Source organism: Ameyamaea chiangmaiensis (assembly GCF_013376175.1).
Lineage (GTDB): Bacteria > Pseudomonadota > Alphaproteobacteria > Acetobacterales > Acetobacteraceae > Ameyamaea > Ameyamaea chiangmaiensis.
In genome coordinates this window covers 1-17,598 of sequence record NZ_JABXXR010000052.1, presented here as the reverse complement: position 1 = coordinate 17,598, position 17,598 = coordinate 1, and the positions used below count along the sequence as shown (strand labels likewise).

At 65.1% G+C, this 17,598-nt stretch carries 14 protein-coding genes, 1 tRNA gene and 1 pseudogene; 10 read left to right on the top strand and 6 right to left on the bottom strand.

What is annotated here, in order from left to right; genetic code table 11:
* The 3 genes and pseudogenes from HUK82_RS08490 to folB all read left to right on the top strand — a co-directional run.
* A pseudogene (locus tag HUK82_RS08490) lies at positions 1-122 on the top strand (recombination mediator RecR); the annotation flags it as partial.
* A gap of 49 nt (positions 123-171) precedes the next feature.
* Complete coding sequence (locus HUK82_RS08485; protein ID WP_176613558.1) at positions 172-951, top strand: SDR family oxidoreductase; 780 nt, start codon at positions 172-174, stop codon at positions 949-951.
* Between the two features lie 7 nt (positions 952-958).
* Positions 959-1,384, top strand: a complete 426-nt coding sequence (gene folB, locus HUK82_RS08480) for a dihydroneopterin aldolase (RefSeq protein ID WP_176613557.1) — start codon at positions 959-961, stop codon at positions 1,382-1,384.
* Here the strand turns inward: folB and HUK82_RS08475 are convergent.
* Together HUK82_RS08475 and HUK82_RS08470 are read right to left on the bottom strand one after the other, a co-directional pair.
* Positions 1,363-1,887 carry a hypothetical protein gene (locus HUK82_RS08475; RefSeq protein ID WP_176613556.1) on the bottom strand — a complete coding sequence of 175 codons (525 nt, stop codon included), beginning with the start codon at positions 1,885-1,887 and terminating at the stop codon, positions 1,363-1,365. The genes folB and HUK82_RS08475 overlap by 22 nt on opposite strands.
* 88 nt (positions 1,888-1,975) lie before the next feature.
* Entirely contained in the window at positions 1,976-2,302 is a 327-nt protein-coding gene (locus tag HUK82_RS08470; RefSeq protein WP_176613555.1) for a TIGR02300 family protein, read from the bottom strand.
* Between the two features lie 227 nt (positions 2,303-2,529).
* Between HUK82_RS08470 and aroA the strand changes: the two genes are divergently transcribed.
* The 6 genes from aroA to HUK82_RS08440 all read left to right on the top strand — a co-directional run bounded on the left by aroA (position 2,530) and on the right by HUK82_RS08440 (position 14,113).
* Positions 2,530-3,876: a 3-phosphoshikimate 1-carboxyvinyltransferase gene (aroA, locus tag HUK82_RS08465; protein ID WP_176613554.1), complete on the top strand. Its 1,347-nt coding sequence runs from the start codon at positions 2,530-2,532 to the stop codon at positions 3,874-3,876.
* Between the two features lie 4 nt (positions 3,877-3,880).
* Complete coding sequence (cmk, locus tag HUK82_RS08460) at positions 3,881-4,528, top strand: (d)CMP kinase (protein ID WP_176613553.1); 648 nt, start codon at positions 3,881-3,883, stop codon at positions 4,526-4,528.
* 263 nt (positions 4,529-4,791) lie between these two features.
* A complete protein-coding gene (rpsA, locus tag HUK82_RS08455) occupies positions 4,792-6,504 on the top strand; it encodes a 30S ribosomal protein S1 (protein ID WP_176613552.1) in 1,713 nt (570 codons plus the stop codon).
* Positions 6,505-6,698: 194 nt separating this feature from the next.
* Positions 6,699-10,055, top strand: coding sequence for a glycosyltransferase (locus HUK82_RS08450; protein ID WP_176613551.1), 3,357 nt, complete (start codon positions 6,699-6,701; stop codon positions 10,053-10,055).
* Between the two features lie 73 nt (positions 10,056-10,128).
* The gene (locus HUK82_RS08445) at positions 10,129-13,074 is read left to right on the top strand and encodes a glycosyltransferase (RefSeq protein WP_317134856.1); all 2,946 of its coding nucleotides are present in this window, start codon (positions 10,129-10,131) and stop codon (positions 13,072-13,074) included.
* 25 nt (positions 13,075-13,099) lie between these two features.
* Entirely contained in the window at positions 13,100-14,113 is a 1,014-nt protein-coding gene (locus HUK82_RS08440; RefSeq protein WP_176613549.1) for a CgeB family protein, read from the top strand.
* Between the two features lie 45 nt (positions 14,114-14,158).
* Here HUK82_RS08440 and proB read toward each other — a convergent pair whose 3' ends face one another.
* From proB to rplU, 4 genes are all read right to left on the bottom strand, one after another.
* On the bottom strand, positions 14,159-15,280 hold the full coding sequence (gene proB, locus HUK82_RS08435; protein ID WP_176613548.1) for a glutamate 5-kinase: 1,122 nt from the start codon (positions 15,278-15,280) through the stop codon (positions 14,159-14,161).
* A complete protein-coding gene (gene obgE / locus HUK82_RS08430; protein ID WP_176613547.1) occupies positions 15,277-16,299 on the bottom strand; it encodes a GTPase ObgE in 1,023 nt (340 codons plus the stop codon). The genes proB and obgE overlap by 4 nt, the downstream gene beginning before the upstream one ends.
* 115 nt (positions 16,300-16,414) lie before the next feature.
* Positions 16,415-16,684, bottom strand: a complete 270-nt coding sequence (gene rpmA, locus HUK82_RS08425; protein ID WP_176613546.1) for a 50S ribosomal protein L27 — start codon at positions 16,682-16,684, stop codon at positions 16,415-16,417.
* A gap of 42 nt (positions 16,685-16,726) precedes the next feature.
* The gene (gene rplU, locus HUK82_RS08420) at positions 16,727-17,041 is read right to left on the bottom strand and encodes a 50S ribosomal protein L21 (protein ID WP_176613545.1); all 315 of its coding nucleotides are present in this window, start codon (positions 17,039-17,041) and stop codon (positions 16,727-16,729) included.
* Positions 17,042-17,295: 254 nt separating this feature from the next.
* Between rplU and HUK82_RS08415 the strand changes: the two genes are divergently transcribed.
* Positions 17,296-17,384: transfer RNA gene (locus tag HUK82_RS08415), tRNA-Ser, on the top strand.
* Positions 17,385-17,598: the final 214 nt, after the last annotated feature.

The window sequence follows — 17,598 nt, the reverse complement described above, 5'->3', positions numbered from 1 at the left end:
CGGCGACCGGGGTGGCGGTCAGCCGCGTCGGGCATGGGGTGCCGATGGGCGGCGCGCTGGACGTGCTGGACGATGGCACGCTGGCGGCAGCCTTGGCCGCGCGCCGACCCGCGCAGGTCTGAGCGACCGCCCATGCAGCACACGGCAGCCTGAAAGGCGGGACGAAGAACCATGCAATGGCCGATTTCAGTTGCGATCCCGCGCGTCGCCCTTGTCACCGGCGGCGCGGCCCGGCTGGGCCGGGCGCTGGCGCAAACCCTGGCGGAGCAGGGATTCGCCGTAGGCCTGCACTATCGCGGCGCCGAGACCGAGGCGCGTGTGACGCTGGCGGAGATCGAGGCAAAGGGCGGCCGGGGCTGTCTGGTGCAGGCCGACCTGTCGGTCGAGGCGGAGACGGCCGTGCTGGTCGATCAGGTCACGCGGCAACTGGGGCCCGTGGGGGTTCTGGTCAACAACGCCAGCCGGTTTGAGCGTGACGAATGGTCCGACACGACGCGTGACGACTGGGACGCGCATATGGAGCCCAATCTGCGCGCGCCGTTCGTACTGACGCAGGCGTTCGCGCGCGCCCTGCCGGCGGAGGCCGAGGGCGTGGTCATCAACATGCTGGACGAGCGGGTCTGGTCGCTGACGCCGCATTTCGTCACCTACACGGTCTCGAAAGCGGCGCTGTGGACCCTGACGCAGACCATGGCCCTTGCGCTGGCGCCACGTCGCATCAGGGTCAACGGCATCGGGCCGGGCCCTGCACTGCCCAGCCCGCGCCAGAGCGCGGAGCAGTTCGCCCGGCAGTGCGCGTCCGTGCCGTTGGGGCAGGGCACGTCGCCAACCGAGGTCGCTCGTGCCGCGATGGCCATTCTCAGCCTGCCGTCCATGACGGGTCAGATGATCGCGCTGGATGGTGGGCAGCATCTGCAATGGAGTCCGGCGGTATCGCCGATCGAGGAATGAGCGTTCGATGAGTCCCTTTGCTCCGTGGCCCTCGCACCCGCCGCTTCGGGTCCTGTTCATTCGCGATATGATCGTGGACGCGCATATCGGGATCTATCCGCATGAGCAGGGCGTGACCCAGCGCGTGCGCGTGAACGTGCAGTTTGGGGTCGAGGACGGCCCCGGGCTGGATGTGGGGCGCGATGATCTCAGCCGCACGGTGTCGTACGAGCACGTGGTGATGCTGGTCCGGCGTCTGGTGGCCGAGGGCCATGTGCGGCTGGTGGAAACACTGGCCGAGCGTGTGGCGGCCGAGGTGCTGGGCGCGCGCCGCGTGGTGGTCGTGCGCGTCAGGATCGAGAAGCTGGAGGTGTTCGACGATCTCGATTCGGTCGGGGTGGAGATCGAGCGCTGGCAGCCGGACCTGGTGCGTCAGAGCGCCGCGTCGCGATAGGTCTCGATGACGTAGGCGATCGGCGCGCTGTCGACGCCCCGCCGCAGCAGGCCGTGATTTTCAAGCACCGACGGCGCCGACTCGGCGCCAAGCACGCGGCTCGACAGTGTCGCGCGCGTGAAGGCGAGGTCGTGCACGGCGCGGCCAAAGGGTATGTCCGTGGTCTCCAGCGCATGGTTCATGGCGGGCGTCAGGCGCTCTGGCACGTACCAGTTGTAGGCTTCGGACAGCACCGTATCGCCGCACGCCAGTGCGACATGGCGCCCGCGCAGGGGCGCCCCGGCCGCAACGCCCAGCGCTGCGCGCACGGAATCGGGTGCGGGTCGCGGGGGCAGGAGGGTTGCGGTGATCGTGGGGCGCCCTGGCAGGTGGCGCGCGTCGCAGCGCGCCTGCAGGACCGCAGTCGCACTGGGTTGCGCCGCGAGAGCAGCTTGCAGAGCGTGAACAGGCTGTCCGACCGGTCGCGCGGCGGCCGAACGGGGCAGTTCGGGCGTCTGTCCCATGGCGGCGACCGGAACGGCCAGAACCAGACCCAGAACCAGATGTCGGCCTGCGCCGCCGCATGACGAAGCGCGGCGCAGGCCAGCGACCTTAGTTGTCGTTGTCGTCGGAGTCGGTGCTGACTTCGATTTCGTTGCCGAGGTCGTCGTCGTCATCGTCGTCGTCCAGCACGGACGCGTCTTCCAGATCGTCTTCGCTGTCATCGTCGCTCTCGATATCGGCGTCGGTGCCCGACTCCGCTTCCGGCTTGGGTGTGCTGGCGGGCTGGACGACATCGACCGGGCGACGCACGCGCGGCTGTTCGGTCGGCTGTTCCGCACCGCATTTGGGGCACACCGCCGGCGAGCGGGTCAGGTCATAGAAGCGCGCGCCGCACGATACGCAGACACGTTTGAGGCCAAGTTCGGGAGCTGCCATCGGGAACCTGTCGGAAAGGAAGGGGTGGGGACCTCAACGCACAGGCCGGGGCGACGATCAGGTCACCGGGCGCGAAAAGGTCGGCGGGGGGCGCCGCGACATGCCAGTTCGTGGGAGGCCTGTCAAACGCTTCCGCTGTCGTCCCGCGACACGGCCGCGTCTTTTTGGCGCAGAATGGCCATCTTGGCAATTGACGGGAGGCCCCGTGCGGCGGCAGTGGATGAGCCATGGAAAAGCACGCTTCCCCGACCGTTCGCCCGCTCGTCTCCACGCCTCCCGCCGGGCCGCTGTCCGGCGTCATCCGCGTACCGGGCGACAAGTCGATCAGTCACCGTTCGCTGATGTTTGCGGGACTTGCGCGTGGTCGGACGGAAATCACGGGCCTGCTCGAGGGCGAGGACGTGCTTCGCACCGCCGACGCGATGCGCGCCCTCGGCGCGACCATCACGCGCGAGGCCGATGGCCGCTGGGTGGTCGAGGGGCAGGGCCTCGGCGCCCTGCGCGAGCCGGAGGATGTGCTCGACATGGGTAATTCCGGGACCGCCGCGCGGCTGCTGGCCGGCATTCTGGCCAGCCACGGGATGGTGTCGGTCATGACGGGGGACGCCAGTCTCCGGCGGCGGCCGATGAAGCGGGTCACGGACCCCCTGTCGGCGTGCGGTGCGACGTTTGTGGCGCGTGAGGGCGGCCGTCTGCCGCTGTGCATTCAGGGGGTGGCGGACCCGAAACCGCTGGACTACCGGCTGCCGGTCGCATCGGCGCAGGTGAAATCGGCCGTTCTTCTGGCCGGTCTCAACGCGTCCGGCACGACTCGTGTCGAGGAGCCTTCGGCGACCCGCGATCACACGGAGAACATGCTGCGCCATTTCGGCGCGACCGTTCACGTCGCCCCCTTGGGCGAGCGCGGCCGGGTCGTGACGCTGGAAGGGCGTCCCGATCTGGTGGCGCGCGACATCCTCGTCCCGGGCGATCCGTCGTCTGCGGCTTTCGTGATCGTGGCCGCACTTCTGGTGCCGGGGTCGAGCGTGACCATCAACGGCGTGGGTCTCAACCCGCTGCGAACCGGCCTGTTCGACTCACTACGCGACATGGGGGCCGATTTGGTGATCGAGAACGCCCGCGTCGAGGGGGGCGAGCCGGTGGGCGACATTACCGCGACCGCCGGTGCCCTGCACGCGGTGGACGTTCCAGCCGCGCGTGCGCCGTCGATGATCGACGAATACCCTGTGCTGGCCGTCGCGGCGGCGCATGCGTCCGGCGTTTCGCGCTTCCGGGGCCTGGAAGAGCTTCGGGTCAAGGAGAGCGATCGGCTGTCGGCCACGGTGGCGCTGCTGCGCGTCAACGGGGTGGAGGTCGAGGTCGAGGGCGACGACATGATCGTTCACGGAACGGGCGGCGCGGTTCCGGGCGGCGGCACGGTCGAGACCCGGATGGATCATCGTCTGGCGATGAGCGCGTCCGTTCTTGGGCTGGTGGCGCGTGCGCCGGTGCGCGTCGACGACACGGCCTTCATCGACACTAGCTTTCCCGGCTATCTGTCGCTGATGACCGAAATCGGTGCGGAGTTCGGGTGAGGCCATGACGGCTGCTCCCGTCATCATAGCGGTCGATGGACCCGCGGCGGCTGGCAAGGGCACCTTGGCGCGGCGTCTGGCCCAGGCGTTGAGCCTTCCGTACCTCGACACCGGCCTGCTGTACCGCGCGGTCGCGCGTCGGGTGCTGGATGCCGGCCGGGACCCCTCGGCCCCCGGAGCGGAGGCCGAGGCGCATGCGCTGGCGCCTTCGGACCTCGATCGCACCGACCTCCGCACGCCTGAGGTCGATCGGGCCGCCAGTCTGGTGGCGGCACAGCCGGCTGTCCGTGCCGCCCTGATCGAGGTGCAGCGGCGCTTTGGCCGGGAATCGGGTGCGGTGCTGGATGGACGTGATATCGGCACGGTGATTTTTCCCGACGCGACCGTGAAGCTGTATATCACCGCGTCGCCCTTGACGCGGGCCAGGCGTCGCTGGGCGCAGGGACTGGACGTCGCGCCGGTGGATGGCGACCAGACCGCGCATATCGAGGCTGTGGCTGCCCAGTTGGCGGCGCGTGATGCCGCTGATTCCGCCCGCGCGGTGGCCCCCCTGAGGCCTGCGGCTGATGCTGTGGTGATCGAGACGGACGCGATGGACGCGGAGACGGTTCTGGCCAAAGCCCTGCAGGTCGTGCGCACGCGCCTTGCGTAGGCTGCCCAGACGGCACCTGATCGCATGACGGTTTGGTGAAGAACGATTTTTTCCGCGGTCGCCGGGCGGTTTCTGTTTGACACGGGCCGTCCGGAGGGTGTCTGTGCAGGGCAGTCGCCGCGGGCGGCTTCATCCCACTGGACCGCCCCTTCCGCTGCCTGGGTGGTCACGACGTGTCGGCCATGTTGCCGGGGCGCAGGAACGACGTTTCCGGGCGATTGATCTCGATCAGGGCGCCCGGTCGCAGGAATTACAGGAAACTCATGGCTTCAGCCACCACCCAGACCGCCGATCACTTCGGGGGCGAGGACTTCGCTTCCCTTCTCGACGAGACCCTCGGCCGCGACACCGGCTTCGACGGCTCGGTCGTCTCCGGCCGCGTCATTCGTCTGACCGACGAATTCGCGATCGTCGATGTCGGCCTCAAGAGCGAAGGCCGCGTGTCGCTCAAGGAATTCGGCCCCCCGGGCGTCGCGCCCGACGTCAAGCCGGGTGACGTGATCGAACTGTATGTCGAGCGTTACGAAGACCGTGACGGTCTGATCGTCCTATCGCGCGAGAAGGCTCGCCGCGAGGAAGCGTGGACGAGCCTCGAGAAGGCATTCGAGGGCAACCAGCGCGTCAACGGCACGATCTACGGTCGCGTCAAGGGCGGCTTCACGGTTGATCTGGGCGGCGCCATGGCGTTCCTGCCGGGTAGCCAGGTCGATATCCGTCCGGTTCGCGACGTCGGGCCGCTGATGGGCGTTCCGCAGCCGTTCCAGATTCTGAAGATGGACCGCGCGCGCGGCAACATCGTCGTCTCGCGTCGTGCGGTCCTCGAAGAGACCCGTGCGGAGCAGCGCAGCGAGCTGATTCAGGGCCTGAAGGAAGGCATGATCCTCGACGGCGTGGTCAAGAACATCACCGACTACGGTGCGTTCGTCGACCTTGGCGGCGTCGACGGCCTGCTGCATGTCACCGACATCGCCTGGAAGCGTATCAACCACCCGTCCGAGGCCCTGCAGATCGGCCAGCCGGTTCGCGTGCAGGTGATCCGCTTCAATTCCGACACCCAGCGCATCTCGCTCGGCATGAAGCAGCTCGAGGCTGATCCGTGGGAGAATGTGGCGATCAAGTATCCGCCGGGTGCGCGTTACACCGGTCGCGTGACCAATATCACCGACTACGGCGCGTTCGTCGAGCTGGAGCCGGGCGTCGAGGGGCTGGTGCACGTCTCGGAAATGTCGTGGACCAAGAAGAACGTCCATCCGGGCAAGATCGTCGCCACCTCGCAGGAAGTCGACGTCATGGTTCTGGACGTGGACAGCGGCAAGCGTCGTATCTCGCTTGGTCTCAAGCAGGTTCAGCGCAACCCGTGGGAGTTGTTCGCCGAAGAGCACAAGGTCGGCTCGATCGTCGAGGGCGAGATCCGCAACATCACCGAGTTCGGTCTGTTCGTCGGACTGTCGGCCGATATTGACGGCATGGTGCACATGTCCGACCTGTCGTGGGACGAGACCGGCGAAGCCGCGATGGCGCACTACGAAAAGGGCCAGGTCGTTCAGGCCAAGGTGCTGGATATCGACGTCGAGAAGGAGCGTATCTCGCTCGGCATCAAGCAGCTTCAGGACGATCCGGCGGCTGATGCCCTGGGCAAGGTCCAGAAGGGCGCGGTCGTCACCTGCATCGTCACCGCGGTGCAGAGCAACGGCATCGAAGTGAAGGTCGACGACGTTCTGACCGGCTTCATCCGTCGTGCGGAACTGGCCCGTGACAAGGCTGACCAGCGTCCGGAGCGTTTCGCGGTTGGCGAGCGTGTCGACGCGAAGGTGGTCACGGTCGACCGTGCCGCCCGCAAGCTGGCCCTGACCATCCGTGGCCGTGAGGTCGAGGAAGACAAGCAGGCGATCAACGAGTACGGCTCGTCCGACAGCGGCGCGTCGCTTGGCGATATTCTGGGCGCGGCGATCCGTCGTCGTAACTCGGAAGGCTGATCGGACACACCGTCCGGTTGTCGGGAAAGGGAGGCCTTCGGGTCTCCCTTTTTTCGTTCTGGCGCCGGCCGTCCCATCCTGTGGGCGTGCGGCTGCAGCAGCAAGCCATTTACGATTGCCGTGGAGCATGTAATATCAATGCACGTTAACGTAAGGTGGCCGTAACGGGTCACCTGTCAGCGGGTTAGGGTGTTATGGCAGTTATCTACAACTCCAATTATACGCATAACCCGAACTATTACCTCACGCTGGCGATTGAACGATCCGCCCGCGCTTTGTTCGGTGATGACAATATTGTCGTGGCTGACAACATGTCTCTGGCGTCGCTTGCGGCATCGGGTGAGCATGATGTGCTGATCTGCATCGACGGGCAGCGCATCAATGTCGAACTGATGAAACGCGTCCGGCCGGCCTTCAAGACCATGGTATTCTGGGCGTTCGAAGATCCGTTCATGATCGACTTCAACGTGGAGAATACGGGTCTTTTCGACTATGTCTTCACCAACGATCCGTCCTGCGTGTCGCAGTACAGGGGCAACGGACACTATCTGCCTCTGGCGGCTGGCCGCTCGTTCCATGAGCGCAAGGTCAAGAATGCCGCCGACCTTGACTACGACATTTTCTTTGCCGGAACGATGTGGCCCAACCGGGTGCAGACGTTGCGTCGAATCATTACCGCGTTCCCGCAGGCACGGCTGAAGCTCATCTGCCCGGGGAACGAGTATCTGCCGCCGTTGCCGTCCGATCTGGCGGCGCTGGCGATCCAGCGCCCGATCAGCCACGAGGCGTTCATCGACTTCGCCAATGCCAGCGCGGTGACGCTGACGATGTTCCGTGATTACGCAAGCCACGGCGACACCAGCCAGGCCACCGCACCCGGGCCGCGTTTCTATGAACTCGCCCTCGCCGGCACGGCGCAGGTGGTCGAGATCGGCGAGCAGATGAACGTCGATTATCTGAACGAGGTCGCGGGCACGAACGTGGCGCGCACGGTTGATGAGGTCGTCGACCACATTGCGCGCATCCTGTCGAACAAGGCCCAGCGCAAAAAGCTTGCTATCGCGTCGCAGAAAGCGGTGCTGGACGCGCATCTTTACGAACATCGCCTGAAGCGTATCCAGGAGGTTACCGGCGCCGATTTCACCCGCAAGCCGAAGTCGTTGGAGGCGACACCTGCCCGTCGTGGCCGGTTGCGCGTGCTGATGTGCACACATTCGACGATCCATGAGCAGGCGTGGGGCGGTGTCGAGGTCTATCAGCAGATGCTGTGCTCGCTGCTGGGTCGTGACGTGGAGTTCTTCTACTGGCTGCGTCGTGGCACGGTTGCGCGTCTGACCACCTCGGCCGGGCGGGAAATCGAGCACTTCGATGTCGCCGAAATCGGCTGGGCCGACGCGATGTGCGATGCCAGCGAAGAGGTGGCATTCTCCAGCGCGCTCAGCCAATACGATTTCGACGTCGTGCATTTCCAGCATCTGGGTCACCACGCGCTGTCACTGCCGATCATCGCGAAAGCCAACGGGTGTGGTGTCGTCTATTCGGCTCACGATTTCTGGCTGGTCTCGTCACAGTACAATCTGCTGAACCACGAGCTGCGCTACGTGGAGGACGAGGTCAAATCCGTCGTGGCGAACGACATTAGTCTGAAAGCTGCGGAGAATATCGAGTTTGGTGCGGCCCAGACGCGCCGGGCCTTCGTCTCGACGATGCTGAAATCAGTTGATGTGATTTCGTTTGGCACCAAGCAGTCGCGCAACCTGACCCACGAGATTTATCCTCTGCTCGACAGCAAGCGGAGCGAGATTTTGGGCATTCCGTCGCCGGACACGACCGTCCCGGTTCGGGCCAAGCCCTACGCGCCGCTGGACGGGCGGCCGCTGCGCGTGGCGGCGATCGGTAACTTCCTGCGCACGAAAGGGGCTGACACGATTCTCAGCCTGATCGAGGCAGCCAATGAACAGCTGTTCGAGTTTCATATCTTCGGCTACGTGCATCCGGAATACGAAGCCGTCCTGCGTGCCCTGAACCGGCCCAATGTGAAGTTCTACGGGCGGTATTCGGTGGGTGACATCGATGTGCTCAAGATCGCCGACGTCGCGCTGAACCTGTCGATCTGGCCCGAGACCTATTGCATCTCGCTGTCCGAGGCGTGGCAGAACGGGCTGGTGCCCATCGTCACGGATGTCGGCGCGCTGGGCGATCGCGTGATCGACGGCGTCAACGGCTTCAAGGTGCCGATTAACCATCCTGCGATGGTTCTCGAACGTCTGGAGTTGTTGCGGTCAAGCGAGAGCGTACGCCGCTCCATCATGGGCAACATCTCCCGCTCTCTGTGGACCGACGCGCGCGAGCACGGCACGCGGCTTCTGGAACTGTATCGCGACGTCGCGCCCCGACGCGACATGGGCAGCAGCAACCTGCAGTTCGATTCGGGACAGCTGCATCTTCTGCCGCACCTGTCCTGGAAACATCAGGCGCCCCCGCGTCATATTTTCGATCCGCCGACAACGCGCGACGTGGCCATCGAGCTGCCGGAGCGGGTGACGGACTGGTTCTCGATCCAGGGCAGCGAGACCTATATCGACGACGTGTGTCACCATATCTTCGCCGAGAACAAGGATAGCGACTTCATCAAGGCGAACGAGTTCCATATTCGTGGCTGGTACGTGGTGCCGTCCGTCACCAGTGCCGGCAGCCTGTATACGGTTCTTGTGGGTGAGCCGGACCAGCCGATCATTTTTGTGCCGTGCATCCGCGAATCGCGCGGCGATATCCAGAGTCTGTTTCCCGCCGCGCCCCGCCGCTCCGGCTTCGCCGGTCAGGTGGCGTTGCGTGGCAAGTGGTGCGAGGGGACGTTCCGGATCGGTCTGGTCAATATCGTCAACGGGCAGGGCAGCTTTCAGCTTACGTCGGTCCAGATCGACGTCGACGGCGGAAAGATCGTGGGTCTGACACGACAGCAGCCCTCGAACGGCCAGATTCTGGCCGATTTCAAGCGCGTGTCCGAAGGCGATACCCTGATCCGTGGCGTCAAGCTGTCGGACGTGCTGGGTGACGACCTGCATCCGCACAACACGGGCGAACTGGCGTTCTTCATCGACCGCGCGAATCCGCCCACCACGCCGGAGCAGACGGCGACCGACGATGACGATCCCGACTGCGACCTGATCGTGCGCGGTTGGGCCTATCTGCAGGGTCTGGCGCGGGCGGGCACGCTGTATGTGGCGCTGGTGCAGGAAGACGGCGACGCCGCGTTCCTGTTCGGTGCCTCGCGCGTGCTTCGTCAGGATGTGCAGGGTGTGTTCGGCGATGCCCCTCTGGCGAACGGTTTCATCGCCAACATCTATATCGGTCGCGGATTGAGCCTGCCGATGCGCGGGGCGTATCGCATGTGTCTGGTCAATGTGGTCGGCGACGTCGCCGGTCTGACGGTGACCGGCATCCGGATCGAGATTGCCGATGACAAGGTCGTGGATTCGACCGTGACGGATGTGTCGACCGAACTGGGTCAGCGTTGCGAGGCCGTGCTGGATCAGACCCTGTTCGCCTGATCCGATGCGGCAGGACCACGACACGCGACGTGAGGGCGACGACGGCCCTGCCGAAGGTCAGGGAGCGGACGGCGTGCCGGGCGCCCTGTGGGTGCCGTTCGACGCGTCGTGGTATCTTGCGGCCTACCCGGAGGCGGCGCATCGTATCGGCGAAGACGGCTTGGCCGGCGCGGCCGAGCATTATGCTCTCTATGGCGAGGCCGACGGTCTGTCGCCGAACCGTTTCTTCGACGAGCGGTTCTATCGTGGCCGCTATCCCGACATCGAGCGCGACGTGCTGCGGCGCCAGTGGCGTTCAGGTTTTGCGCACTATTGTGCCGGGGGCTGGCACGATAACGATCCGCACTGGCTGTTTTCGAACCGCGTCTATCGCGAGCGCCTGGGCGCCACCCTGACGCGTCACGCGCTGGAGCGCGGTGGTTACGTCAATGCGTATGACCACTATCTCGGCGAACCCGAACGCGAGGGTGTGTCCGGCAGCCTGTTTTTCGATCCGCAGTGGTGCCGGCACATCGCACGCGCTCACCCTGGCCATTTTCCAGTGGGACTGTCGCTCTATGCGGCGTATCTGGCACTTCCACGGCACGTTGCCGACGCGTTGCCGGTGTCGCCGTATTTTGATCCCGTCTGGTATCTCGCGCGCTACCCCGAGGTCGGGGCGGCGATCGGCGCGGGACACTTCGCGTCCGCTCTTCATCACTATCTGACCAATGATACGCCGCGTCTATACGATCCGCAGGCCTGGTTCAGCGAGATCCATTACGCCCAAGCCAATGCGGATGTCGTCCCGGCCATCGACAGCGGCGCGTTTCGCAACGGCTACGACCATTTCCTTCGCTTCGGGGCGTTCGAGGGGCGCTCTCCGCATCCTGACGTCGCGCTGGCGGCCTACGCGGCGCGCAGCGAGGTTCAGGCCGATGTCGCCCACGGTCTGACACGCGATCCGTACACACGTTATCTGGCCGACATCGCGCGTCTGGGGGGGCATCCGACCGAACTGCCACCCATCGACGAGCACCATGCAAAGCAGGTGTACCTGCGCCGGGCGGAGGCGCTCCTCCCGGTTCTTGCGCGTCAGGGGCTGGATTTCACGTGCCACGAGACGCCGAGCGTCAGTGTCATCATGGTGCTGTTCAACCAGATCGCGTTGACCATGACCACGCTGGCGTCTCTGCGCGCCAACTTTGCCGGTCCCATCGACCTTGTTCTTGTCGACTCCGGTTCCCACGATACCACGGGTTCCATCGAACGCTACGTGCGCGGCGCGCGCGTGCTGCGGTTCCGGCACAATATCGGCTATCTCGATGGTTGCAATGCAGCCCTGGCCGACGCCCGGGCCGATGCCGTGCTGTATCTGAACAACGATGTCACGCTGCGCCCCGGTGCGGTGGCAGCGGCGTTGAACCGTCTGGAGGCGGATCGCGCGATCGGGGCCGTCGGCGCCAAGATCGTGCGTACCAATGCGGAGTTGCAGGAGGCCGGATCCATCATCTGGCGCGACGGCACGACCTACGGGTACCTGCGCAACGACAATCCGAACGATCCGCAGGCGAATTTCGTGCGCGACGTGGATTACTGCTCGGCGGCTTTCCTGATGGTGCGAACGCCGCTTGTGCGTGCGTGCGGCGGTTTCGATCCGTTGTTCAGGCCGGCGTATTTCGAGGACACCGACCTGTGCATCCGGATCCTCGAGGCCGGATACAGGATCGTCTACGACCCGACGGTGATGATCGAGCATCTGGAGTTCGGATCGGGGGACGCCGGTGCATCCCTGAAACAGATGCTGGCTAACCATCGCAAGCTGGTGCGTCGGCATGTCGACTTTCTGCGCTATCAGCAGCCATCGCACCATCTGAACAAGGTGGCTGCGCGTGGGCGCCGGGGCGACCGGCGACGCGTTCTGTTCATCGACGACTACGTGCCGTTGCGCCAGCAGGGCTCGGGCTACGTGCGATCGAACGATATCGTGCAGACCATGGCGCGGCTGGGCTACGAGGTCACGGTCTTCCCGATCATGGCCCGCCACATCGACAGCGTTTCGCTGTTCGAGAATTTCCCCGAAACCGTGGAGATCATTGCGGATCAGGGTATCGCCGATCTGTCCCGTTTCCTGGCCGAGCGAGCCGGTTATTACGACGCGGTCTGGGTGGGACGGACACACAACCTAGCCCGTATGCTGCCGATTCTGGGGGAGGCCAACCGCTATTTGCCCGCCCGTGGTCTGGTGCTGGACACGGAGGTCGTGGCGACACCCCGCGCGTTTGCGTGGTCGCAGGTCACGGGGCGCGCGCCCCCCGAGGGCACGTTTGAGGAGGCCCTGCGTGAGGAGTTCCTCTGTGCGTATCATGCGCAGCGGATTGTCGCCGTCACGCCGGGCGATGCTGCGCTGATTCGTATCGCCGGCCATGACGACGTGGCCGTCCTTGGCCACATGCTGACACCTCAGCCGAGCCCGGCCCCTTTTGCCGCACGGCACGGCCTGCTGTTTGTCGGCGCGATTCACGAGACTGGCTCGCCGAACCACGACAGTCTGGAATGGTTCGTGGCCGAGGTTCTTCCGCGGCTCGAAGCACACCTGCCGGCCGATGCGCGCGTGACGATCGCCGGCTACGTGCGGCCGGGCATCGATCTGGGCGCGCTGGGCGAGAACCGGCGCGTGGACATCGTGGGTCCGGTGCGCGACCTGTCCGCTCTATACAACAGGCATCGCGTGTTCATTGCCCCGACGAGGTTCGCTGGCGGTCTTCCCTACAAGGTGCATGAGGCCGCGGCCCATGGCCTGCCGATCGTCGCAACCGGTCTGCTGGGCGAACAACTCGGCTGGCAGGACGGTCGTGACCTGTTATGTCCGCCCGGACTGGAGGCCGAAGCATTCGCCTCGGCCATTATGCGTGTGTATCATGACGAGGCGTTGTGGACGGGGCTGCGCGACGCGGCACTGGCACGCGTGCGCCACGACTGCGATGCGGACAGTTTTTCATCGGCGCTGGATGCGATCCTGCAAGGAGCGACGACGTGACCCCCGACCGGAAGGATGAGTTCTGATGCTCGACCGCGTTATACCGCCCAGCCCGATCACTGGCCGGGTCATTATCTGCAGTGGCGGCCGCTACGAATCGCAGGCCAACGCGCAGATCCGTGAGTCGATCATGGCCGGCTGGGCCGAGTGCGTCGGCGAGGAAAACGTCATCGCGGCGAACATCAGTGGTGCCGCGGCGGCCGTTGCGCGTCTGCGACCGACCATCGTCATGGCCATCGGGTCGTATCTGCCCGAGAGCACCTATTTCGGCGAGGTGTGCCGCGAGGCCCGAAAGGTCGGTGCACGCACCATCTTCTGGGCGACCGAAGACCCCTATGAGCAGGATGCGAATTACCGCGTCGCCGACGAATTCGATGTCATGTTCTCGTGCGATCGGTGGGGCACGAACTTCTACACCCGCCCGGACGTCTGGCACCTGCCGCTCGCGGCCTGTCCGCGCCTGCATTACGTGCCGGTTGACGAAACTGTTGAACGCACTATCGACGTTCTATTCTGCGGTGTGGCGTTCACCAGCCGCAAGGACATCGTGCGGGGGCTGTTGCCGACCTTGCGCGATCTCAACATCAAGATTGTCGGCCCGGGCTGGGGTGAACTGGGCATCGGGTTTTCGGACGCCCGCATCGAGAAAGATCAGTTGATCGATCTGTATCGACGCTCCAAACTCGTACTTAATCTGGGACGCAGCCTGCATTTCGAGAACAAGCGCTTCATGATCGCCCCGTCCACGCCCGGGCCGCGTACGTTCGAGGCGGCCCTTGCCGGTGCGATGCAAGTGTTTCACGAAGACACCTACGAGTTGCGCCGTTACTTCAGTGCCGACGAAATTCCGGTCTTCTCGAACAAGCGTGATTTCGACGCGGTGCTGGATCGTTTCCTTCACGATGAGGCGCTGCGTCTGGCCACGGCGCGAAAGGCGCAGGCTCGGACGATGGCCGAGCACACCTATGGCCATCGCATCCGGTCGATGCTGGATCTTCTGATTGAGAAAGGCTTTCTGGACGCGCGGGTCGCCGCCTGACGCGGACAATGGGCCAGACACGCCGAATGACGTGTCTGGCCTTCGTCAGTCGATGACCAGATTGTCGCGGTGGATGACCTCATCACGACCGCGCCAGCCCAGCAGGGATTCGATCTTCTCCGACCGGAAGCCCGCAATTCGGCGTGCATCCAGGGCATTGTAGGCGACCAGCCCGCGACCGATGGTCCGGCCGTCCTCATCCACGACCAGCACCAGGTCACCGCGCTCGAACTCGCCTTCCACGCGTTGGATGCCAGCGGGCAGAAGCGAACGTCCCTCGGTCAACGCGTGTGCGGCCCCTGCATCGACGTGCAGGCTGCCCGCCGGCGTCAGGCCCCCGGCGATCCAGTGCTTGCGGGCGGAGCGTGCGTCTTCGGTGGCACCGAACCATGTGCACCGGCCGGTGTCGATCAGCCGCTGGAGCGGGTGCATCTGCGTCCCGAGGGCGATCGCCATGGCACAGCCGGAATGCGTTGCGATACGGGCGGCCAGCAGCTTGGTGAACATGCCGCCGGAGGAATAGCCCGGCGGCGGTGCACCGCCCATAGCTATGATGTCATCGGTCAGCACGGGCACGTAAGCCAGATGTGTGGCACCGGGATCGAGACGGGGATCGGCGGTATACAGCCCGTCGATATCGGACAACAGGATCAGCCTGTCCGCCCGCACCATCTGCGCGACCCGGGCGCCAAGGCGATCATTGTCGCCGAAGCGGATCTCCGCCGTCGCGATGGTGTCGTTCTCGTTGATGACCGGAATGCAGCCGAGGCCGAGCAGAGTCTCGAAGGTCGCGCGTGCATTCAGGTAGCGGCGCCGATCCTCCGTATCGCCGGGCGTGAGCAAGAGTTGCGCGGCGGTCAGGCCATGGCGGGAGAGGGCGTCGCTCCAGGCTTGGGCGAGCCTGATCTGCCCTACGGCGGCGGCGGCCTGCTTTTCTTCCAGGCGAAGGGGCCCGCGCGGGAAGCCCAGACTGACACGGGCGAGCGCGATCGCCCCCGACGACACGACAAGAACCTCGATGCCGCGGGCCCGGAGCGCGGCGATGTCGGCCGCCACGGAATCAAGCCATGCCGTGCGCAGGGCGGCCTGTTCGGGGTCGACCAGCAGTGCACTGCCGATCTTGATGACGATCCGACGCGCGTCGGACAGGGCGGGCATCGCCGTCATGAGGCGCTCGGCGTTGTCCGTTCGGCGCGGACATCGTTGACGATGTCCTGCAGGCGACGCAGCATCTCTGGTAGTCCCTGGCGTGTGACACCCGACAGAACCATCACCTCGGCTCCGGAGGCTTTCTCCAGTGCCCGTCGACGGGCGGAGATCTGACGGGGCGTGAGGGCGTCGCATTTGTTCAGGGCGATGATCTCCGGCTTCGCGGCCAGTGCCTCGTCATAAGCCTCGAGCTCGTGCCGGATGGTGCGCCACGATGTGACGACGCTCTCGGCAGTTCCGTCGATCAGGTGGAGCAGTACGGCACAGCGTTCGACGTGGCCCAGAAAGCGGTCGCCAAGGCCTGATCCCTCGTGCGCGCCTTCGATCAGGCCGGGAATGTCGGCGATGACGAATTCCTCGATCGGATTAAGGCGCACGACACCGAGTTGCGGATGCAGGGTGGTGAAGGGGTAGTCCGCGATCTTCGGACGCGCGGCGGAGGCGACCGACAGGAAGGTCGACTTGCCGGCGTTGGGCAGTCCGACGAGGCCAACGTCGGCGATCAGCTTCAGCCGCAGCCACACCCAACGCTCTTCCCCGGGCCAGCCCTTGTCGGCGCGGCGCGGCGCGCGGTTGGTGCTGGTCTTGAAATGGGCGTTGCCGTGGCCACCGTCGCCGCCACGGCACAGCAATATGCGCTTCCCCGCCTCGTCCAGGTCGGCCAGCATGACATCGCGATCCTCGTCGAAGATCTGCGTGCCGATCGGGACCTGGATGACCACCGGATCTGCCGCCGCACCCGTTCGGTCCGAGCCCGCGCCGTTGCCGCCTTTGCGCGCACGGAAATGCTGCGTGTAACGGAAGTCGATCAGGGTGTTCAGGTTGGCGGCCGCCACGAAGATGATGTCGCCGCCGCGTCCGCCGTTGCCGCCGTCCGGGCCGCCGAATTCGATGTATTTCTCGCGTCGGAAGGCCGTGACGCCATCACCGCCGTCACCGGACTTCACGTAGATCTTGGCCTGGTCGAGAAACTTCATGATGCTCTGCGGTGCTGGATGCGGTTTGTGGAGAAGCGGGTGACAAGACGAAAAAGGGGCCGATCCTGGCGGACCGGCCCCCTGTTCCGTGCGCATCGCCCTGCGGGCGGCGTGCTTACTCGGCGGCGGCCGGCAGCGCGTCGATGGAGACGTGCACGCGGCCCTCGGCGCGACGGAAGAACTTCACATGCCCGTCGACCAACGCGAAGAGGGTGTGATCGCGGCCAATGCCGACATTATCGCCAGCCTTCATCTTCGTGCCGCGCTGACGGACGATGATGTTGCCGGCGATGACGCTCTCGCCACCGAACTTCTTGACGCCGAGACGGCGGCCGGCGCTATCGCGACCGTTGCGGGACGAGCCGCCTGCCTTTTTTTGTGCCATTGCCTGAACTCCTGGAAAACTGGGATGCCTGAGCGGTTATGCTCAGGCCGCGTTGATGGCGGTGACGCGCAACACTGTGACGTGCTGGCGATGGCCGTTCTTGCGACGGCTGTTCTGACGGCGGCGCTTCTTGAAGATGATCACCTTCGCGAGGCGGTCCTGAGCGATGACGGTTGCCGTCACGCTGGCGCCTGCCACGGTCGGCGCGCCGATCGACACACCCTGCTCGCCACCAAGGGCAAGGACGTCCGAGAAGGTCACGGTCGAGCCGGCCTCGGCGTCGAGTTTTTCCACCTTCAGCACGGCGTCGGGGGTAACGCGATACTGTTTTCCGCCGGTGCGGATGACTGCAAACATAAACCTGTCTTTCATTCCGATCATATGGCCATGCGCGGTGTCGGGATGACACAGGCGGCACGGCCCAGCCGCTTTTTATTGTTGGTCGCACGACGGCGACGCGCCGATGCTGCCCCGAAGGACGCCCGGTCGAGGGGCGCCTTTTACCCAACGATCATGCCCGGCGTCAACCGATTTGCATTTAACCGCCCGAGGTGACTTGCACGTGCTTCAAACCCGTCCTATAAGGCCGCCCGTCGACACGCGCCGACTGCGGAGAGGTGCCAGAGTGGTCGATTGGGACGGTCTCGAAAACCGTTGTGCCTCATGGGTACCGTGGGTTCGAATCCCACCCTCTCCGCCACAGTCGATAATACCCAATGAAATCAGCATCTTATCAGACCCCTTCGGTAGTGCCCTACGACCGCGTTGGTAGTAGCCTGTCGGTAGTCCTTCCATGACACGGAAGGTCTCTGAAGAGAGGCATGGACTGAGGCTTACGGGCGGGAAGACCTACGCGGCGCGACTGTCGATCCCGCGTGAGCGCTGGGCGGATGTCGGACGGGCGTATGGCACCC